The following is a 19,498-nucleotide window of genomic DNA, read 5'->3' as shown; positions in this document are numbered from 1 at the left end:
ACACTGAATGACCGTCGTTGTCGTCGAATCCCCGGCCAAGGCCAAGACCATCAACAAATATCTCGGCAAGGACTTCACGGTTCTGGCCTCTTATGGCCATGTCCGCGACCTGCCGCCCAAGGATGGCTCCGTCCGCCCGGATGAGGATTTCGACATGTCCTGGGAGGTGGATGCCAAATCCGCCAAGCGCCTCGCTGACATCGCCTCGGCCCTCAAGGGTGATGACCGGCTCATCCTCGCCACCGACCCTGACCGCGAGGGCGAGGCGATTTCCTGGCATGTTCTTGAAGTGCTGCGCAAGAAGGGTGCCCTCAAGGGCAAGGCGGTGCAGCGGGTGGTGTTCAACGCCATCACCAAGCAATCGGTGCTGGAAGCGATGAAGCATCCGCGCGAGGTGGATGCGGCGCTAGTTGATGCCTATCTGGCCCGCCGCGCGCTCGATTATCTCGTCGGCTTCTCGCTTTCGCCTGTGCTGTGGCGGAAACTGCCAGGTTCCCGCTCTGCCGGCCGCGTCCAGTCCGTGGCGCTGCGCCTCATCTGTGACAGGGAACTGGAGATCGAAGCCTTCCGGTCGCAGGAATACTGGACCATCGACGGCACCTTCGTCACGCCAAAGGGGGCGGAGTTCTCCGCCAGCCTGAACGCCGTCAATGGTCAGAAGCTGGCCAAGCTCGATCTCAAGGACGAAGCCTCCGCACGCGCCATCGAGCAGGCGGTGAAGGGCCAGCCCTTCAAGGTCGATACGATTGAAAGCAAGCCGGCGCGGCGGCATCCTTTCGCGCCCTTCCGCACGTCCACGCTGCAGCAGGAAGGCTCAAGCAAACTCGGATTCTCGGCATCCAAGACCATGCAGATCGCTCAGCGCCTTTATGAAGGCGTTGATATCGGCGGCGAGACGGTGGGTCTCATAACCTACATGCGCACCGATGGCGTTGATATGGCACCCGAGGCCATCGCCGATGCGCGCAACACCATCCTCAAACAGTTCGGCGAACCCTATCTGCCATCCGCGCCGCGCCAATACACAACGAAGGCGAAAAACGCGCAGGAAGCCCATGAAGCCATCCGCCCGACCGAGCTCTCGCGTCATCCCGACAGCGTGCGCAAGAATCTCGATGGCGAACAGCATGCGCTTTATGAGCTGATCTGGAAACGCACCATCGCCAGCCAGATGGAAAGCGCCGAACTTGAGCGCACCACCGCTGACATCGGCGCAGATGGCCGCGACGGCAAACACTACACCTTCCGCGCCACCGGATCGGTGGTGAAGTTCGACGGCTTTCTCAAGGTGTACAACGAAGATCTGGAAGATACGGAAGACGAGGACGCCCGCCGCCTGCCGCCAATGGCGCGCGGCGATTCAATTGGCATCAGGAACATTGCCGCGCATCAGCACTTCACCGAACCGCCGCCGCGCTATTCCGAACGCTCGCTCATCGGAAAGCTGGAAGAGCTGGGCATTGGCCGCCCTTCAACATACGCTTCTATTCTCTCGGTCATCCGGGACCGCGGCTACGCACGCCTCGACAAGAAACGGTTCATTCCCGAGGACAAGGGCCGCGTCGTCACGGCGTTTCTGGAAAGCTTCTTTGGCCGCTACGTTGAATATGGCTTCACCGCCGATCTCGAAGAGCAGCTTGACCGCGTGTCCGCCGGCGAGATCGACTGGAAGCAGGTGATGCGCGATTTCTGGCGCGACTTCACGGTGGCGCTGGACGAGATCAAGGATCTCCGCGTCGCCAATGTGCTCGACGCGCTGAACGATCTTCTGGCTCCGCATATCTTCCCGGCCCGTGCGGATGGCGGCGACCCGCGCCAGTGCCCCTCCTGCGGCAATGGCCAGCTTTCGCTGAAACTCGGCCGCTTCGGTTCATTTGTCGGCTGCTCGAATTATCCGGAGTGCAAGTTCACCCGGCCGATGACGGCGGGCAATGACTCTGCCGCCATGGTGCCCTCTGAAGGCATTGAACTGGGCGCCGATCCCGAGACGGGCGAGAAAGTCACCCGCCGCCAAGGGCGCTTTGGGCCCTATCTGCAACTGGGTGAGACGGTGGAGGGCGAAAAGCCGCGCCGCGCGTCCATCCCCAAGGGAACCGACCCGGCAAGCATCGACCTCGAAGCCGCGCTCAAGCTCCTGTCGCTGCCGCGCGAGGTTGGCCTTCATCCTGAAACCGGCAAGCCCATCGTGGCGAACTTTGGCCGCTTCGGGCCTTTCGTGCTGCATGACGGCAGTTATGCCAGCCTCGAAAGCCCTGAGGATGTTTATACCATCGGCATCAACCGCGCCGTTGACGTGCTGGCGGAAAAGAAGGCCAAGGGCTTCCAGCGCCCTAAGGCCAATGCGCTGAAAGATTTGGGGCCTCACCCCGATGGCGGCGGCAATGTGCAGGTGATGTCCGGCCGCTATGGGCCTTACGTGAAATATGGCAGCGTGAACGCCACCCTGCCCCGCGACACCGACCCGCAGGCGCTCACCATGGATGACGCGGTGGCCCTGATCGCGGCGCGCGCCGGCAAGTCTCCGGCGAAAAAGGCTTCGGCGCGCAAGAAAGCGCCTGCGAAGAAAGCCGCCGCGAAAAAGGCTCCTGCCAAAAAGGCTGCGAAGAAAGCGAAGCCTGCCGCCTAATCAGACCCCAGACTTCAGCCTGGCGAAGCTGCGGATGAGCGCGGAGAGTTCCGGCTCCTGCACCGCGGCAGCGGCTTCGTCCGGCGTCATCCATTTCAGCGTGCGCTGGTGCATCTCTGGCCAGGCGGAGGTCTGAACCCGCACCTCCAGCGGATAGACATCCACCGTCATGTTGCGGTGAACACCACCTGCCAGCCTTTTTACATAATGGAAAATGCCAACCGGCGTTGGCGCAATCAACCCGCGAAGGCCCGATTCTTCGAACGCCTCGCGCTCCGCCGTCTCACTGGCATTAAGCCCGGCCATCGGCCAGCCCTTTGGGATCACCCAGCGCTTGGTATCACGCGATGAGATGAGAAGAATTTCAAGCCCGCCGCGATCACGCCACGGCAGCGCCGCATGCTGCCGCGCATGGCCGCCGCGCTTTGCCTGCTTGGTCGCCTTCTTCGCGGATTTCTTCGCCGTCGTCACGGCATGCACTTTGCCTGATTCTCGATGAGAACGCTTCCATCAAAGATAGGGTGCGGCTATGCCAATTGCATGGCGAAACCCGCGAAGCCCAAGGCAGGCCTTCCCAGCGAGGAGGCGGTGCTCGAGTTCATTCAGTCCTCGCCCGGCCTCGCCGGAAAGCGCGAGATCGCGCGCGCTTTCGGCATCAAGGGTAATGAAAAGATCGCCCTCAAGGCGCTGCTCGCCAAGCTCGCCAATGACGGCAAGCTGGCTAAGCGCGCCCGCAAGCTGATAGACACATCGACCCTGCCCCCCGTTACGGTCATCGAAATCCTGGGGATCGACAGCGATGGCGATGCCTATGGCGAGCCTGTCGAATGGGACGAGCGCGCGGGCGGCAAGCCGCCGCGCGTCATCATCATCGGCGGCGAGGCCGCGAAGAAGGGCGACCGCGTGCTGGCGAAGATCGAAACGCAGCGCGATGGCCGCTACCGTTTCCGCGCCAAAGTGATCCGTACACTGTCGGATTCATCGAAGCGCATGCTCGGCATCTATCGCGTTGCGCGCGGGTTGGGCGCCCGCATCATTCCCGTCGACAAGAAGGCCAAGAGCGAGTTGCAGGTGCTGCCAGGCGGTGACGGCGGGGCCGAGAATGGCGAATTGGTGGAAGCGGAAATCTCCGGCGGGCGCGGCCGTGGCCTGCCCATGGCGCGGGTGCGTGAGCGGCTAGGCGACCTGACTAGCCAGAAAAACATTTCACTGATCGCCATTCACCAGCATGGCATTCCCATTGAATTTCCCGCCCGTGTGATGGCGGAGGCGCAGGCGCTCAAGCCCTTCTCGCAACAGGGCCGCACGGACCTGCGCACCGTTCCGCTCATCACCATCGATCCGCCAGACGCCCGCGATCATGACGATGCGGTGTGGGCGGAAGCCGACCCCGCCACGGGCGGCGTCAACATCATTGTGGCGATTGCCGATGTGGCGGCCTACGTTCGGCCCGGCACGGCGCTGGACCGTGAGGCGCGCATCCGCGGCAACTCCGTCTATTTCCCTGATCGCGTCGTGCCCATGCTGCCTGAGCGCATCTCCAACGATCTCTGCTCGCTGCGGGAAAAAGAAGACCGCCCGGCGCTCGCCTGCTTCATGCATTTCGACAAAGCGGGCCGCAAGACGAAGCACCGCTTCGAGCGCATCATCATGCGTTCCGCCGCCAAGCTGTCCTACGAGGAGGCGCAGGCCGCCATTGACGGACGGACGAATGCTAAGACGGATACGCTTCTCGATGGCGTGCTGAAGCCGCTGTGGCATGCCTATCGCATTCTGATGAAGGGCCGCGATGCACGCGAGCCGCTTGAGCTTGATCTGCCCGAGCGCAAGCTGGTGCTGGACGCGCATGGCCTGATCGAGCGCGTGGTGACGCCGCTGCGGCTTGACGCCCACAAGCTCATCGAAGAATTCATGATCCAGGCCAATGTGGCAGCGGCGGAAGAACTGGAAAAACGCAAGACGCCTCTGCTCTACCGTGCCCACGAACCACCGAGCGATGAAAAGATCAGGGCGCTTGCCGAATTTCTCCGCACGGTGAACATGAACCTGCCGATGGGCCAGGTGATGCAGCCCAAACACTTCAACCGCATTCTCAGCGATGTTCAGGGCAAGGATTATCAGCACCTCGTCAATGAAGTGGTGCTCCGGACGCAGGCGCAGGCTGTCTACACGCCGGAGAACAAGGGGCACTTCGGCCTCTCCCTCCGCCGCTACGCTCATTTCACTTCGCCGATCCGGCGCTATGCCGATCTGATCGTGCACCGCGCGCTCGTCAGTGCATTGGGGTTTGGCGAGGATGGTCTGTCCGCCGAAGATATCGCCAATCTCAAGGACACCGCCGATCTCATCTCCGCCGCCGAACGCCGCGCCATGGCGGCGGAGCGTGAAACCATCGACCGCCTGATCGCCGCGCATCTGGCCAGCGAGACCGGCTCCATCTTCCGGGGCCGCATCGGCGGCGTGGTGAGCGCAGGGCTGTTCGTGAAACTGGACGGATCGGGCGCCGATGGCTTTGTGCCGGTGCGCTCCCTTGGCACGGACTACTTCGTCTATGACCAGACCCGCCACGCGCTGACCGGCGAACGCACGGGCGCTGTCTACCAGCTCGGCGATCATGTGGAGGTAAAGCTCGTCGAAGCAACGCCCGTATCAGGAGGCTTGCGGTTCGAGATCGTTTCTGAACCGCGCACGGAAAAGCCAGCCCCCCGCCGCAAGGCCCGCCTGTCCCGCCAGACGCCGAAAAAACTACGCCGCCGCTGATTTTTCTATGAACTGAAAATGAACAGCGGCTTCAAGCCGGGTTCAAACGTCCCGCCGCATATTCGCCTCACGTTCAACACATTCACGGGAGGCAGCCATGTCATTTTGGGATTTTCTCGACGATATCTTCTACGCCGAACTCGAAGATCCGCCGGGCGCGATCTACGGCACTTCCGGCGACGACTATCTGCGCGGCGGCAGCGAAAGCAATTATATGAAGGGTTATGACGGCAACGACCGCATGGAAGGCGGCGGCGGCAACGATTATCTGGATGGCGGCACCGGCAACAATACGCTGAGCTTCTTCAACACCAATCACGGCGTTAATGCCAATCTAGCCTTCGGCACTTCCTCCACTTATGGCGCTGGTCCTGCCGACAACGACACCTTCATCAATTTCCAGAACATCACCGGTTCCTTCTACGCCGACCTGCTGCAGGGCGATGAAGGCGTGAATGTCATCGACGGCGTCGCCGGCAATGATTACATCAGCGGTTGGGGCGGCAATGACAATCTGATCGGCGGCTTCGGCAATGACGTGCTGGTGGGCGGCGAAGGCAACGATACGCTGAGCGGCGGCTTCGACAACGACACGCTCTATGGCGGCAACGGCATCGACACCGCCGACTACACCTATGCCTATCAGGGCATGAACGTAAATCTGGCCACGGGCAGCGCGCAGGTGAATGTCTATAACGCGCCCGTCGATACCGACTATCTCAACAGCATCGAGAACATCACCGGCTCCTATTACGCTGACCGGCTTACCGGCGATGATGGCGCAAACCGCATCGTCGGCCTCTCCGGCGACGATTCGATCACCGGCGCGGGCGGAGCTGATTTTCTCTCCGGCGGTGACGGCAATGACACGATCGATGGCGGCGCGGGCGCTGATACCATCGTCGGCGGCACCGGCGTTGACACCGTGAGCTTCTACAACGCCACCAACTCGGTCGGCGTGAACCTTTCGGCCGGGGTCGGCACGCTTGGCGATGCCTTTGGCGACCATTACTACGAGATCGAAAACATCCAGGGCTCTAACATCGACAGCGGTGACGTGCTCATCGGCAACGGCGTCGGCAACATCATCTGGGGCAATGGCGGCAATGACGTCATCAATGGCAATGGCGGGGATGACGCGCTTTATGGCGGCGCCGGCAACGACAATATCCAGGGTGGCGACGGCATCGATTTCATCAACGGCGGCGAAGGCGCCAATTATCTCGACGGCGGCGCGGGCATCGATACGCTGGACTTCTCGCCGGGCTTTGGCGGCGTCGGACCGGAAGGCCCGGGCGTCACCGTCGATCTCGCGGCGCATACCGCTTCGGGCCTCGGCGTGGACGGCACGCAGGTCTTCAATTTCGAGAACGTGAACGGTACCGCCTTTGATGATACGATCAGCGGCGATGCTGGCAACAACATCATCCATGGCGGCATGAACCAGGATGTGCTCGCAGGCCGAGCCGGTGTTGACACGCTGTTCGGCGAAACAGGCGCCGACAGGCTGAATGGCGGCGCAGGCAACGACATCCTGAACGGCGGTGAGGGACGCGACATCCTGACCGGCAGCACCGGCAACGATACCTTCGTCTTCTCGGCACTCACCGACTCCGGGACGACTGCCACTACCCGCGATACGATCACCGATTTCGTGTCCGGCCAGGACAGGATTGACCTGAGCGGCATAGACGCCAATGCCAACGCATCCGGCGACAACGCCTTCAGCTTCATCGGCGATCTGGCCTTCAGCCACATCGCTGGCCAGCTTCACACCGAGGCGAGCGGCGCCAACACCATCCTGTCCGGCGATGTGAACGGCGATGGCGTGGCGGACTTCCAGATCCTTCTTACTGGCCAGCAGACGCTGACGGCTGCCGATTTCATCCTCTGATTGCGGCAGTCCGTCGCGCGGCGGGAGGAACCTTTGACCGGGGCCTCCCGCTTGCGCCATGCTCTGGCCCCATGACGCTCACTCTCACCCACACGGAACCACGCTCCTGGAAGCAGGCCATGGCCCGCGGTTTCCTGCTGCGCTGCCCCAACTGCGGCAAGGGCCCGCTGTTCACGGCCTATCTCAAGGTGGCGCCCGCCTGCTCCTGCTGCGGCGAGGACCTGCACCACCAGCGCGCCGATGACGCGCCGCCCTATTTCACCATGATGATCGTCGGCCATATCGTCGTGCCCGCCATGCTGATCGTCGAAAGGCTCTGGCATCCGGCACTCGCCATCCACTTCGTGCTGTGGACGCTGGCGACGCTCGGATTGACGTTCGGACTCATGCCTTCGGTCAAGGGGGCAATCGTCGGCCTGCAATGGGCGCTGCGCATGCACGGCTTCGACACATCCGCCCCACCCCGGGACGGGGAATGAGCTACAGCGACCCCGAACTGGCGCAATCGCGGCAGCACGCGAAGGTTCTGACGCCGAAGGATTCCGCCACGCTGGTGCTGGTGCGCCGGGATGGCGCGGCCCCGCGCATTCTCATGGGCCAGCGTGGCGCCGGCCATGCCTTCATGCCCAACAAATATGTTTTTCCCGGCGGCAGGCTTGATCCGTCAGATAGCCGCGTGAGGCCCGTGCGGGACCTCGATCCGGCAACCCTGGTGAAACTCACCACGCGCATGCGCGGCAAAGCATCGCCATCTCGCGCAAGGGGCATAGCCTTTGCGGCGGTGCGTGAAACCTTCGAGGAGGCAGGCTTGCTCTATGGCTGCCGCAGCCTGGAGGATGCGCCCGATCTTTCGGGCCTCGTCCTTTTCATGCGCGCCATCACCCCGCCCGGCCGCACCCGGCGGTTCGATTCTCGTTTCTTCGTGGCCGACGCGGCGCTTGTGAGCAATCTCGACCGGCCGCACAATACGGGTTCCGACGAATTGCTCACGCTCCGCTGGTTCACGCTCAGTGAAATCCGCGCGCTGGAACTGCCGTCGATCACCCAGACCGCGCTGGAGCGCTTGTCACCCTTCCTCGCCTCAGGCACCCTGCCCCCACCCGCCTCGCCCGTCAGCTTCCAATACTGGCGCCGCAACCGCTGGGTGGAGGATGAGATTTGAAGGCTACACCATCTCTTCAAGATGCGATCAATGCCGTTTATTCTGCGTTCTCGGATGTTCGGCGTCCTGTCACAATGGACGCTTCGCCTGTCAAAAATCGGGCCTTGATAGACAAAATTCTCATGCCGATGAGCTTGAAAAAACTGACAGGTGATGATCTTGGCTACTACTTTGCTTCGGCCATGACCACAATCGGCGACAGCCGTGATTTTCGATATTTTCTTCCCCGCATTCTGGATATCGCAACGCAAGAAGCAGGTGAAAATGGATTTCAGCCATGGCTGATCGTTCATAAACTGATCTATGCCAATTGGGATTTATGGCCTGCAGAGAAACGGGCTGCCATCCTTGATGTTTTTAGCTCCGCCTTTATGTCCGCTGCGCATCGTGATCCGCATGAGGTTCCGGAAGCGCATGAATGGCTTACGGGTCTCATGCTTCTTGAAGAAAATCCGGAGCCTTACCTTGCCGTGTGGAGGCGCGGCGATCCGATGCCGTCCCTTCTGCAGTTTGCGGCCACCGTCAATTGGTATTGCCCTTCTCCGGGCGACCGCGAGGGTATCGGAGATTTTTCGGAAGCCATTCAACATCGGATTCTTGACTGGTTGAATAATCCAGCAACGCGCGCCTTGCTGGAGGAAGGGTCTTCAAGAGCTTCTGAAGCGGACGAATGGAATTTTCAATTAGCGCTGTCAAAGCTTGATGGACTGCAAGCAGAGGATCGATAGCGCTTCCTAACCGGCCCACTCCGTCCGCAGCAGCTCATACCAGACTTCGCCCTCGTCGCCGCCGGGGATGTAATCGGCCCAATCCACGAAATCCGTCCGAACATGGCGAAAGCCAATCTTTTCCAGCACGCGGCGGGAGCCTGCGTTTGCGGCCATCGTGCAGGCGACGGCCCGGTCGTAGCGCCTGCTGCGAAAACCCCAGTTGACCAATTCCAGCGCCGCCTCGGAGGCAAATCCCTGTCCCCATTCCGCCCGCCGCAGGCGGTAGCCGAGTTCCGCTTCCCGCTCCTCCTGCTCCGGCCCGAAATAGAACCACCCCACAAAGGCTCCATTGTCTTTCCGCCGCGCTGTCCAGAGATGGTCCTCGGCTCCACGGGGCATCAGAAACAGGGAGTTTGGATCCCCCTGTTCGCTGTCCACCGGATGGCCGCCGTTCAGGAACAGCATCACCTCCGGATCGCGCTCAAGGGCCATGAAATCGGCCTTGTCCGCCGGGGTGCAGGGGCTGAGCACCAGCCGTTCCGTCTGCAAAATCATCACGCCCGAATGTCCCCCATTTTCGCCCGGTCTGCTTGACTTTCGGCCCCAATTCGGGTCTATCGCCCTCAAATCCCGTATTGAGAGAGCATCATGGCCAAGGGCAACGTTATCAAGATCAAATTGGCGTCGACTGCCGACACCGGATATTTCTATGTCACAAAGAAGAACTCGCGCACCAAGACCGAGAAGATGTCGCTGAAAAAATATGACCCGGTGGCGCGCAAGCACGTCGAGTTCAAGGAAACGAAAATCAAGTAGCCTTCGCCGTATATCGAATTCAAAGGCACCGCTCCGGCGGTGCTTTTTGCGTTTGAGGGGTGCCAGAAGTGCTTGCGGAGCAGGCCGGGGTGCTGTCCCGGCTGCTCCGCTGGAGTTCCCGCCCGGCGCAAATGGAGAAGCGCGGGAGGTGTTCGTTTCAAGATAAAATTTACCAGCCGCGCGCCCAGAACGCTAGGATTAATCAGCGGTTAAAGATGATCTTGCGGAATTATAGTAAATTTTTGGTTGATGCTCAGGTGGACGGCGGCTCTTCGGCCGGCTGCTCCGGTAGATGCATCTCCAGCGGCAATTCGGTTTCCGTGCCGTCCAGCGGGTCTTCCTCCGCCGTCAATTCGTCCGCCCCGCGCGGAATGGGGATGTCGAATCCGGGCGGCAGGCTGGCTTCAAGAAGCCCCGCGCCCTTCAGCTCCTGAAGGCCCGGCAGGTCCGTCACCTCGTTGAGCCCGAAATGCACCAGGAAGGCTTCCGTGGTGCCGTAAGTCACAGGCCGCCCTGGCGTGCGGCGGCGGCCGCGCATTTTCACCCAGCCGATTTCCATCAGGGCATCCAGCGTGCCCTTGGAAATGGCCACACCGCGGATATCCTCTATGTCGGCGCGCGTCACCGGCTGGTGATAGGCAACGATGGCCAGCGTCTCGAGCGCCGCCTTGGAGAGGCGCTTCTGCTCCACCTGCTCGCGCCGGAGAATGAAGCCCAGATCCTCCGCCGTGCGCAGCGCCCATTTGCCGGCCGTCTCCACCAGGTTCACGCCGCGATTGGCATAATTCGCCTTGAGGTCGGCCAGCAGCACCTGCACATCCGCGCCTTCCGGCAGGAAGCTGATGATCTTTTCAACCGGCACAGGTTCAGCCGCAGCAAACAATACGGCTTCGACAATGCGCAGATGCTGGTTGCGGTCGGCGCGCGGATGCAGCGTCACCACGGCAGAGTCTTCGCGTGGAGACTCCTGTTCCGGCAAGCCGTCCGTTTCGTCAACCATCGGGATCGCACTCTGCATCGTCTACTCCTTCACTCCGCTCACGCGGCGGCGGCCTTACGGCGCATGTATATCGTCCGGAACGCCTCTTCCTGACGGATTTCGAGAACGCCCTCGCGGGCAAGCTCAAGGCTGGCGGTAAAGCTCGAGGCGCGCACCGAGCGTTTCATCACCGGATCTGCAAGGTATTCTGCCAGCCAATCGTCCATCGGGCCCCAGTCATTCATCACGCCCACAAGGCGCTGCAAGGCGCCGCGCGCCTCCACGATCGACCAGGTCGGAAGCTTCCGCACCGTATAGGTTTGGTGCCGCATCTTGCGCTGCCGACGTTCGGCATAGGCCTTGAGAAGGTCAATCAGGTTGTCGGCATATTCGCGCTTCGTGTCGAACACCAGGGGCTCCGGCGCGCCGCGCGGATGAACATCGCGCCCCAAGAGATTGCGCGCCATCAGCTTGGCCGAGGCATCACGCATGGCCTGAAGGCGCTGCAGGCGGAAGGCCAGCATCGCCGCCATGTCTTCAGGCTCTGATTCCTCACTGCCCGCCGGCACGGGAATCAACAGGCGCGACTTGAGGTAGGCAAGCCACGCCGCCATCACCAGATAGTCCGCTGCCAGTTCGAGTTGCAGGCGTCGGGCCTTCTCAATGAAGACAAGGTATTGCTCGGCCAGCGCCAATATGGAAATTTTTGCGAGGTCGATCTTGTGATGGCGGGCCAATTCCAGCAGCAGGTCAAGCGGGCCTTCAAAACCGCCGACATCAACGATCAGCGCCCCGTCTTCTGCCATTGGCGCGGGCGCACGCGGTGGCGCTTCGCCGTCCGGCCATCCTGCCATCTCTGTGTCATGTTCCGTCATGCGTCAGGTCTACCAATTGCGCGCCCCTGATTCGACGCAATGCCCAAGGTTATCCCCAGTTTCAGGCGCTGACGAGAGACGCCAGGTCTTTCAGCGCCGCCTTGCGGTCAAAGGGCTGCGGCTTCTGCGCCGCCTTGAGTGCCGCCTTGGCCCGCCGCAAGGCCTTGCCTTTGAGTGGACCGGCTGCTTTTGCCACCTCTTCCATTTCATCCATCACGCCGCTGCAGTGGAGCATCATATCGCAGCCCGCTGTCAGCGCCAGCTCGACCTTCTCCGTGAAGCTGCCGCCCAGCGCTTTCATCGAAAGATCATCGGTCATCAGCAGGCCATTGAAGCCAATCTCGCCGCGGATAATCCTTTTGATGATCTTGGCAGAAAGTGTTGCAGGGTTATCTCTGTCGAGCGCGGTGTAAACGAGATGCGCCGTCATGCCCATGGGTGCATCGGCAAAACCCGCGAAGGCCGCAAAGTCCGTGGCCCGCAATTCCTTCGCAGAAGCGCTCACAATTGGAAGCGAGAAATGGCTGTCCACGGTGGCACGGCCATGGCCCGGAATATGTTTGATGACAGGCAGGACGCCACCCTGCAAAAAGCCCGCCGCATGGGCGCGGGCCAGCGCCATGATGATCTCGATCGTGGGGCCATATGCGCGGCTGCCGATCGCCTCCGTCATCCCCTCGCCCGGCACGTCCAGCACCGGCACGCAATCAACGGTGATGCCCGCCTCGAACAATTCCTCCGCCATCAGGCGGCCCGCATTGCGGACGCTCCGCAGGGCGGCCAGCGGATCACGCGCGTAGAGATCGCCAAAGGCGCGCGCGGCAGGATATTTTCGCCACACCGGCGGCCCCATGCGCTGCACACGGCCGCCCTCCTGATCGATCAGCACCGGGGCATTCTTGCGGCTTACCGCGGCACGGAAAGAAGACGTCAAGGCGCGAAGCTGCTCAGGCGACTCGCAATTCCGCTTGAAGAGGATAAGGCCCCATGGATTGCGCGCGCTGAAGAAAGAGATTTCTTCCGGCGTCAGCGACAGCCCTGCGCAGCCGGATATAAAAGCGCCGATCCCGGCCATGTCAGAACTTATTGATGACTGACGATGCAGTCACGCTCGCCGCCGGCAATCAGCTGGTTGCAAACCTGCGCTGCCGCGTCACGGCTTTGTACCGGCCCCAGCGCCAGGCGGTAGCGAGTGCTGCCCGCCAGCGAGGATTGCGAAATGTTCGAAGACAGCCCGCTCACGGTCGAATACTTGCTGCGCAGTCTGTTATATTCAGATTGCGCCTCGGACATGCTGCGGAAAGACGAGAGCTTCACGATATAGCCAGCACCCGTTGTGCTTGCCGTCGTCTGCGTGTCCTGGATGGTAGCAACCTGCTGTGTCTTGGCGGTTGCGGCAGGCGCATCCGGAACGGGCTCTACCGCGACCGTCTTCTCCTGTGATGACGATGAGTTGCTGCCATTGAACAGATCGAGAAGGGTCTTCTTTTTCTTCGGCTGCGCATCAACGGGGGCGGCGGTTTCAGTCAGGGCGGGAGCAGCGGCCACATCCGTTCCGCCTGTCTGAGAGGGAGAAACTGTGGATGCCGCCGTGTCCGTTGCCTGCGGCACCAGCACGACAGGCTCGCCTGTCTTGGCGGCGGCGGCGATCTTCTTCTTGGTTGTCGAAGTTGAGGCGGCATGCTTCTCCGCCGTCGCCTTCTTGGGCGCCGTGGCGGCAGGAGCGGAATCTGAAATGGCTTCGGTGCCTGCGGTAGCACTGTCATCCGTGCTCGCGGCTGTGGTGTCTGGCTTGGCGGCGGCAGGCGCTTTGGCGGTAGATGGCTGTGCCTGCGACGTGTCAGCCGATCCTCCATCTGTAGTTCCCGTATCGGGCAGCAAAGCCGCGGTATTTTCGGAGCCCGATGGCGCCGCCGTGCCGCCGGTATCGCCGGGCACCTTGATCGGCTCGGGAATTGCGGTCGGCGGCGTGGCGGCGGTCGCCACCACGTTGCCGTTCGTCTGGTCGATGGCGCCCTGCTTGCCATCGCCGGTGCCAGGTGCGGGCGGCAAGGGCAGCGGGGCCGTATCATCGGTGCCGCTTTGGCCAGTGGAATTCGTGGTGTCCGGCTGGGCCGACTGATCGGTCGTCGTGGTGGTATCGGGCTGGATCGGCGTCACTTCGGTGGGAACCACCTTGCTGCCCGCCGTGACTTCCTGGTCGCCAACGATACGATCGTAAATTTGCTTCTTGTTGACCGCCGCCGTGTCGCCGCCGGTTGCGGCGGGTTGCTGCGCTTCGGTCTTGGCCGGGGTTTCCGGCGCCGCGATCACGGGAACGCCATCGCCGGTGCCCGTTGTCCCGGTGGTGGCCGTCTGCTGCTTCATGTGCGTGTTATAATAGTAGAAACCGCCCGCCACGGCGGCCGCACATAGAAGCAAAGCCAGCAGGATCAGCCACGGACCACTGGAGCGGCGGCGATCATCAAACTCTTCCTCAGCCTCGCGGTAGGCAGAATGATATTCCGTGGCGCTGGCGCGGCGGCGCGGCGGTTGCGGTGCCTCGTCCTCGAACACGTCATCGCCTTCCGGTTCTGGCAACCGGGACCGCGCCGTTACGGAACGGCCAAGGCGGGGATCGCCGCGCGGCGGCTCCTCGCCTTCAAGGCCGCGATAGGCATCATAACCTGAAGCCTTGCGCGTAAGGCTGCGGCCGGCTTCATAGGCTGCCGCGTCCTGAGCGTAGCCCCGCGGCGTCCCCAGTGAGGGCTGGCGGGGCGTGGTATATCCCGTAGCAGGATCGATCGGGCGATAAGCCGGTTGCGGCGGATCGCTGCGATAGGTGGAGGGCCGCAGCAGCGAAGGCTGACGTTCCCCGGCCAGCGCCGGGCGTGGCGGCAGCAGCGGCGAGGATGGCGTGGCACGCGATCCGCCATTGGGTGCGGGCGGCTCGCGCCGCAGTGTTCCAGCATCATCGGCAAATGTGAATTTTGGACGCCCTGACGCATCACCGTTCGTTTTTGCCGCAGCAGGCGGCACGGCAGCAGGCTTCACGTCCGCCCTTGCTGGTGGCGGCTCCTGTTTGGGCGTGGTTGCAGCGATGCGCGACTCGGCGCGTTCACGTGCAGCGGACACGCGCTGTTCCGCCAGGCGTTCGGCGGCCGCGCGTTGCGCCTTCAGCCGTTCGGCCAATGGATCGCTGATCGTCGGTTCGACCCGGCGCTGCTCTGGCGCTTCGGCCCGTGAACTGCGGGACACGGTTGGCTGTGCCGGCGATTTGGATGACGGCACGCGCGGTGCCATGGGCGCTGGCTTGGTTACAGGCTGCGGCGCGCGCGGCGCAGGTTTCGCCGCAGGAGTATCCTGTTTGAATTCGTCAGAAATCTTCGGCATGTCCCTCGTGCCAATTCCCAGGCGGTCCCGCCAGTTACGCTTGTCGCTTCCCGTGCCGTTGGTGGAGTTCTGGTCCATCTGCCGGTTTTCGCTCTCACATCTCGTCGGCGGGCCTCACGCCGAGGATCCGAAGGCCATTTGCTAAAACATAGCGAATAACGCGCAGGAAGGCGAGCCGCGTTATTGTCGTGTTCACATCCTCCTTGATGATGAACCGCAATTGCGGCGATTCTTTGCCCTTGTTCCATAAAGAATGGAATTCTCCTGCCAGTTCAAAGAGATAGAAGGCGATTCGATGGGGTTCGTGAGCAGCGGCAGCGGCTTCCACCTGGCGCGGATACTCGGCAATGCGGCGGATCAGCGATTTTTCGGCCTCATCCGTCAGTATACGGAAGTCTGCCGCACCCTCTGCGATTCCGTCCTCCGCCGCATTCCTTAACACGGAACACGTGCGCGCATGGGCATATTGCACGTAGAAGACGGGGTTGTCCTTGGACTGCTCGGTCACCTTGGCAAAATCGAAATCGAGCGGCGCTTCGTTCTTGCGGTAGAGCATCATGAAGCGCACGACGTCCGCGCCCACCTCATCCACCACATCGCGCAAGGTGACGAATTCGCCGGCCCGCTTCGACATGCGCACCGGTTCGCCCGCCCGGTAGAGCTTCACGAGCTGGCAGAGCCTGACAATCACCTGCACCTGTTGATCACCGGCAAGTGCCGCCGCCACCGCTTCAAGACGCTTCACATAGCCGCCGTGGTCGGCGCCCAGCACATAGATCAGCTCCCTGTATCCGCGCCGGATCTTGTTGCGGCTGTAGGCGACATCGGATGCAAAGTAAGTATAAGAACCGTCTGATTTGAGCAGCGGCCTATCGATGTCATCGCCGAACGCTGTGGCGCGGAACAGCGTCTGCTCACGGTCTTCCCAATCTTCCGGCAATTCGCCCTTGGGTGGCGGCAGGCGGCCTTCATAAATGTGCCCGGCATCGCGGAGCTGCTGCACCGTCTCCTTCACCTCGCCGCTGTCATGCAGCGATTTCTCTGAGAAAAACACCTCCTGCCGGATGTTGAGCGCCGCAAGATCATCACGGATCATGTCCATCATCATCTGCATCGTCCGTGCACGGACAAGCGGCATCCACTCCGGTTCCGCCATGGCGAGAAGCTTCTGCCCATATTCCTTCGCCAGCGCTTGCCCCACAGGTACTAAATAAGTTCCCGGATAAAGACCGGCCGGAATTTCACCGATGTCTTCCCCAAGTGCCTCGCGGTAACGGAGGAAAGCAGAGCGCGCCACGGTATCAACCTGCGTGCCCGCGTCGTTGATGTAGTATTCGCGCGTTACATCATAGCCGGTTTCCACGAGAAGCTGGGCCAGTGCATCGCCGAACACCGCGCCCCGGCAATGGCCGACATGCAGCGGGCCGGTCGGGTTGGCGGACACATATTCCACATTCGCCTTTAGGCCGCCGCCCATGGCCGAACGGCCATAGGCATTTCCCAGCGCCAGGGCAGACTCAAGCACGCGCGGCCAGATGGCATCCTTCACACGGAGATTGATGAAACCCGGCCCCGCGATCTCCACCTCCGCAATATCGGGATGGGATTTGAGCTTTTCCGACAGGGATTCGGCCAGCGCGCGCGGCGGCTTGCCGAAACTCTTGGCCAGCACCATGGCGGCATTGGTCGAAATATCCCCATGCGCCGCGTCACGCGGCGGTTCTGCGGTGATTTTCGACAGGTCAGGAGTGGCAATTCCAGCCTCTGCCGCAAGTGCAGCCACGTCCGTCCGGATGGCCTCCAAGAAATGAGAAAAAAGGTTCATGTCGGTGTCTAAGCCATTGAATTCTGTTCAGTTGATGGCGGGACTAACGGAAAAGCGGGTCAAGGTCAAACAGCCGCTTGTGCTGGTCCAGTGCATAGCGATCCGTCATGCCGGCAATGAAATCGCAGACCTGGCGGGCAAAGCGGCTGGTATCGTCGGTAAAGCTGTCTTCGCGCCATGTCTGCGGCAAGAGAGCGGGATCACCGAGATAAGCCTCAAAGAGATCGCGCACCACGCGGCGGGCCCGCGCCATGATTTCGGACACCCGGTCGTGGTGATACATGCGCTGCGCGAGAAATTGTTGCAGCACGCGGTTTTTCTCCTGCAACTGGGTGCTGAAGCTCACCAGCGGCCGTCCCAGCAGGCGCACATCCTGTGCGGAATGCGGGTGATGCTTGGTGGCCCGCCTTTTGGTTTCCGCTAGGACATCGGCGACTTGCGCCGAGAGAACCCGCCGGACGGTTTCATGAACCGTGCGCTGCATGCCGATATCGGGATAAGCCTTCAAAACCTCCGCCAGCATTTCCCCCGCCAGTGGAACATCGCCCAGGTCGATCAGGCTGAACAATCCGGCCCGCAAGCCGTCATCGATGTCATGGGCATTATAGGCAATGTCGTCGGAAATCGCCGCCACCTGCGCCTCAGCCGAAGCAAAGGTCGAGAGGGCCAGATCATGGGCTTCGGCATATTCGATGATGGCTTCGGGAAGCCCATGTTCGCGGTAGCGGCCCACCGGATTGCCTTCGCCGTCGACCAAGGGCCCATTGTGCTTGACCAGCCCTTCCAGCGTTTCCCAAGTGAGGTTCAATCCATCGAATGCCGCATATCTTCTTTCGAGCCTAGTGACGATGCGAAGGGACTGGGCGTTGTGGTCAAAGCCGCCATGAGGCTTCATCAGTTGGTCCAGCTCTCGCTCCCCGGCATGGCCGAAGGGCGTGTGGCCCAGGTCATGCGCCAGCGCCAGCGCCTCGGCCAGATCTTCGTCCAGCCCCAGCGCGCGGGCGATGGAGCGGGCAATTTGCGCCACCTCGATCGTATGGGTCAGCCGGGTCCGGTAGTGATCGCCATCGTGATAGACGAAAACCTGCGTCTTGTGTTTCAGCCGCCGGAAGGCGGAGGAATGGATGATGCGGTCCCTGTCCCGCGCGAAGGGGCTGCGCGGCGGGCTTTCGGGCTCCGCCACAAAGCGGCCCCTGCTCTCTTCCGGCCTCGACGTATAGGGGGCCTCAAGCCGCTGCATAAAGAGTATCCATTGACAAGACCGCTGTTCGCTCCAACATACACAGGATTGCCATGGCCACCATAACCCTTACAGACCGCGCTGCTGCGCGCATCCGCGAAATCACTGCCGCCGAGGTGGGCAAGACCGCGCTGCGCATCGCCGTGAATGGCGGCGGCTGTTCGGGCTTCCAGTATGATTTCGAACTGGCCGAGGCTCCGGATGCTGATGATCTGGTGATCGAGCGAGATGGCGCCGTGGCGCTGGTCGATTCGGTGTCGCAGATTTACATGGCCGGTGCCGAAATCGATTTCGTGGATGATCTGATCGGCCAATCCTTCAAGATCAGCAATCCCAACGCCACTTCCTCCTGCGGCTGCGGCACCAGCTTCTCGATCTGAGCCCTTGAACCGACAGCCGCGCCGTTCCAAGCTGAGCGGATGATCATCGCCACATGGAATATCAACTCGATCAAGGCGCGGCTTGAGACAGCCCTTGCATGGGTGCGCGAGGCCAAACCCGACGTGCTGTGCCTGCAGGAACTCAAATGCGAGACGGACGCCTTTCCCGCTACTGCCTTTGAAGAACTGGGTTATACCTGTACCATCCACGGCCAGAAGACCTATAATGGCGTGGCGCTTCTCTCAAAATCGCCGCCGGAGGACGTGCGGCGCGGGCTGCCGGGCGATGTATCCGATACGCAATCGCGCTACATCGAAGCCCTGTTTCCTTTCGGCAAGCGGATAGTGCGGGTGGCGTCCATCTATCTCCCCAATGGCAATCCGCTCGGCACCGAAAAATTCCCGTACAAGCTCGGCTGGATGGACCGGCTACATGCGCATGCAAAGAGGCTTCTGAAGCTCGAAGAACCGCTGGTGATGGCGGGCGACTACAACGTCATCCCGAAGCCCATCGATGCCAGGCACCCAGAGGCCTGGGTAAACGATGCGCTGTTCCAGCCGGAATCACGCGCCAAATTCCGCGAACTGCAAACACTGGGTTTCACGGAAGCCGTGCGCGCCATGGCCGGCGATCAGCCCGGCCTTTACACCTTCTGGGATTATCAGGCCGGAGCCTGGCAGAAGAACAACGGCATCCGCATTGATCATCTTCTTCTTTCACCGCAGGCGGCCGATCACCTGAAAGCCGTGCGGATCGACAAGCATGTGCGGGGCTGGGAAAAGCCATCCGACCACGTGCCCGTGGTCATCACCCTCGCCTGAACAAAAAAGGCCCGCCGTGCTTGGCACAGCGGGCCTC

17 protein-coding genes are annotated in these 19,498 nt (G+C 61.7%); 9 read left to right on the top strand and 8 right to left on the bottom strand.

Annotated features, from left to right (window positions below):
• The first annotated feature begins 7 nt into the window (after nt 1-7).
• Nucleotides 8-2,626 (top strand): type I DNA topoisomerase, encoded by a 2,619-nt coding sequence (topA, locus tag QM694_RS03475; protein ID WP_415005548.1) that lies wholly within the window; start codon nt 8-10, stop codon nt 2,624-2,626.
• Here topA and QM694_RS03470 read toward each other — a convergent pair whose 3' ends face one another.
• Nucleotides 2,627-3,097 (bottom strand): NUDIX hydrolase, encoded by a 471-nt coding sequence (locus tag QM694_RS03470; RefSeq protein ID WP_415005547.1) that lies wholly within the window; start codon nt 3,095-3,097, stop codon nt 2,627-2,629.
• 69 nt (nt 3,098-3,166) lie between these two features.
• On the opposite strand from QM694_RS03470, the gene rnr reads away from it, so the two are divergent.
• The 5 genes from rnr to QM694_RS03445 all read left to right on the top strand — a co-directional run bounded on the left by rnr (nt 3,167) and on the right by QM694_RS03445 (nt 9,170).
• Nucleotides 3,167-5,386 (top strand): ribonuclease R, encoded by a 2,220-nt coding sequence (gene rnr / locus QM694_RS03465; RefSeq protein ID WP_415005546.1) that lies wholly within the window; start codon nt 3,167-3,169, stop codon nt 5,384-5,386.
• A gap of 97 nt (nt 5,387-5,483) precedes the next feature.
• Nucleotides 5,484-7,280: a calcium-binding protein gene (locus QM694_RS03460; protein ID WP_415005545.1), complete on the top strand. Its 1,797-nt coding sequence runs from the start codon at nt 5,484-5,486 to the stop codon at nt 7,278-7,280.
• 119 nt (nt 7,281-7,399) lie between these two features.
• On the top strand, nt 7,400-7,759 hold the full coding sequence (locus QM694_RS03455) for a DUF983 domain-containing protein (RefSeq protein ID WP_415005544.1): 360 nt from the start codon (nt 7,400-7,402) through the stop codon (nt 7,757-7,759).
• Entirely contained in the window at nt 7,756-8,442 is a 687-nt protein-coding gene (locus QM694_RS03450; protein ID WP_415005543.1) for an NUDIX hydrolase, read from the top strand. The genes QM694_RS03455 and QM694_RS03450 overlap by 4 nt, the downstream gene beginning before the upstream one ends.
• Entirely contained in the window at nt 8,439-9,170 is a 732-nt protein-coding gene (locus tag QM694_RS03445; RefSeq protein WP_415005542.1) for a hypothetical protein, read from the top strand. Before QM694_RS03450 ends, QM694_RS03445 begins: the two co-directional genes overlap by 4 nt.
• A gap of 6 nt (nt 9,171-9,176) precedes the next feature.
• Here QM694_RS03445 and QM694_RS03440 read toward each other — a convergent pair whose 3' ends face one another.
• Entirely contained in the window at nt 9,177-9,707 is a 531-nt protein-coding gene (locus tag QM694_RS03440; RefSeq protein ID WP_415005541.1) for a GNAT family N-acetyltransferase, read from the bottom strand.
• A gap of 93 nt (nt 9,708-9,800) precedes the next feature.
• Here QM694_RS03440 and rpmG point away from each other — a divergent pair, with 93 nt between their 5' ends.
• Entirely contained in the window at nt 9,801-9,968 is a 168-nt protein-coding gene (gene rpmG / locus QM694_RS03435; RefSeq protein ID WP_415005540.1) for a 50S ribosomal protein L33, read from the top strand.
• A gap of 253 nt (nt 9,969-10,221) precedes the next feature.
• On the opposite strand, the gene scpB is transcribed toward rpmG, so the two are convergent.
• The 6 genes from scpB to QM694_RS03405 form a co-directional block, all read right to left on the bottom strand.
• On the bottom strand, nt 10,222-10,986 hold the full coding sequence (gene scpB / locus QM694_RS03430) for an SMC-Scp complex subunit ScpB (protein WP_415005539.1): 765 nt from the start codon (nt 10,984-10,986) through the stop codon (nt 10,222-10,224).
• Nucleotides 10,987-11,006: 20 nt separating this feature from the next.
• Nucleotides 11,007-11,801: a segregation and condensation protein A gene (locus QM694_RS03425; protein WP_415005538.1), complete on the bottom strand. Its 795-nt coding sequence runs from the start codon at nt 11,799-11,801 to the stop codon at nt 11,007-11,009.
• A gap of 82 nt (nt 11,802-11,883) precedes the next feature.
• Complete coding sequence (gene nagZ / locus QM694_RS03420) at nt 11,884-12,897, bottom strand: beta-N-acetylhexosaminidase (RefSeq protein ID WP_415005537.1); 1,014 nt, start codon at nt 12,895-12,897, stop codon at nt 11,884-11,886.
• Between the two features lie 8 nt (nt 12,898-12,905).
• On the bottom strand, nt 12,906-15,272 hold the full coding sequence (locus QM694_RS03415) for an SPOR domain-containing protein (protein ID WP_415005536.1): 2,367 nt from the start codon (nt 15,270-15,272) through the stop codon (nt 12,906-12,908).
• A 16-nt stretch (nt 15,273-15,288) separates the two neighbouring features.
• Complete coding sequence (gene argS / locus QM694_RS03410; protein ID WP_415005535.1) at nt 15,289-17,019, bottom strand: arginine--tRNA ligase; 1,731 nt, start codon at nt 17,017-17,019, stop codon at nt 15,289-15,291.
• A 43-nt stretch (nt 17,020-17,062) separates the two neighbouring features.
• Complete coding sequence (locus QM694_RS03405; RefSeq protein ID WP_415005534.1) at nt 17,063-18,259, bottom strand: deoxyguanosinetriphosphate triphosphohydrolase; 1,197 nt, start codon at nt 18,257-18,259, stop codon at nt 17,063-17,065.
• Between the two features lie 53 nt (nt 18,260-18,312).
• On the opposite strand from QM694_RS03405, the gene erpA reads away from it, so the two are divergent.
• Together erpA and xth are read left to right on the top strand one after the other, a co-directional pair.
• A complete protein-coding gene (gene erpA / locus QM694_RS03400) occupies nt 18,313-18,639 on the top strand; it encodes an iron-sulfur cluster insertion protein ErpA (protein ID WP_415005533.1) in 327 nt (108 codons plus the stop codon).
• Nucleotides 18,640-18,678: 39 nt separating this feature from the next.
• A complete protein-coding gene (gene xth, locus QM694_RS03395; RefSeq protein ID WP_415005532.1) occupies nt 18,679-19,461 on the top strand; it encodes an exodeoxyribonuclease III in 783 nt (260 codons plus the stop codon).
• Nucleotides 19,462-19,498: the final 37 nt, after the last annotated feature.

This window comes from Aestuariivirga sp. (assembly GCF_047602625.1).
GTDB lineage: Bacteria > Pseudomonadota > Alphaproteobacteria > Rhizobiales > Aestuariivirgaceae > Aestuariivirga.
This window is presented reverse-complemented; position numbering and strand designations above follow the sequence as displayed.

Bases quoted from the DNA above. Each gene is read 5' to 3' on its own strand.
- topA (WP_415005548.1), top strand. From the start codon at position 8: ATGACCGTCGTTGTCGTCGAATCCCCGGCCAAGGCCAAGACCATCAAC.
- rnr (WP_415005546.1), top strand. From the start codon at position 3,167: ATGGCGAAACCCGCGAAGCCCAAGGCAGGCCTTCCCAGCGAGGAGGCG.
- QM694_RS03460 (WP_415005545.1), top strand. From the start codon at position 5,484: ATGTCATTTTGGGATTTTCTCGACGATATCTTCTACGCCGAACTCGAA.
- QM694_RS03455 (WP_415005544.1), top strand. From the start codon at position 7,400: ATGGCCCGCGGTTTCCTGCTGCGCTGCCCCAACTGCGGCAAGGGCCCG.
- QM694_RS03450 (WP_415005543.1), top strand. From the start codon at position 7,756: ATGAGCTACAGCGACCCCGAACTGGCGCAATCGCGGCAGCACGCGAAG.
- QM694_RS03440 (WP_415005541.1), bottom strand. From the start codon at position 9,707: ATGATTTTGCAGACGGAACGGCTGGTGCTCAGCCCCTGCACCCCGGCG.
- rpmG (WP_415005540.1), top strand. From the start codon at position 9,801: ATGGCCAAGGGCAACGTTATCAAGATCAAATTGGCGTCGACTGCCGAC.
- scpB (WP_415005539.1), bottom strand. From the start codon at position 10,986: ATGCAGAGTGCGATCCCGATGGTTGACGAAACGGACGGCTTGCCGGAA.
- QM694_RS03425 (WP_415005538.1), bottom strand. From the start codon at position 11,801: ATGGCAGGATGGCCGGACGGCGAAGCGCCACCGCGTGCGCCCGCGCCA.
- nagZ (WP_415005537.1), bottom strand. From the start codon at position 12,897: ATGGCCGGGATCGGCGCTTTTATATCCGGCTGCGCAGGGCTGTCGCTG.
- QM694_RS03415 (WP_415005536.1), bottom strand. From the start codon at position 15,272: ATGGACCAGAACTCCACCAACGGCACGGGAAGCGACAAGCGTAACTGG.
- argS (WP_415005535.1), bottom strand. From the start codon at position 17,019: ATGAACCTTTTTTCTCATTTCTTGGAGGCCATCCGGACGGACGTGGCT.
- QM694_RS03405 (WP_415005534.1), bottom strand. From the start codon at position 18,259: ATGCAGCGGCTTGAGGCCCCCTATACGTCGAGGCCGGAAGAGAGCAGG.
- erpA (WP_415005533.1), top strand. From the start codon at position 18,313: ATGGCCACCATAACCCTTACAGACCGCGCTGCTGCGCGCATCCGCGAA.
- xth (WP_415005532.1), top strand. From the start codon at position 18,679: ATGATCATCGCCACATGGAATATCAACTCGATCAAGGCGCGGCTTGAG.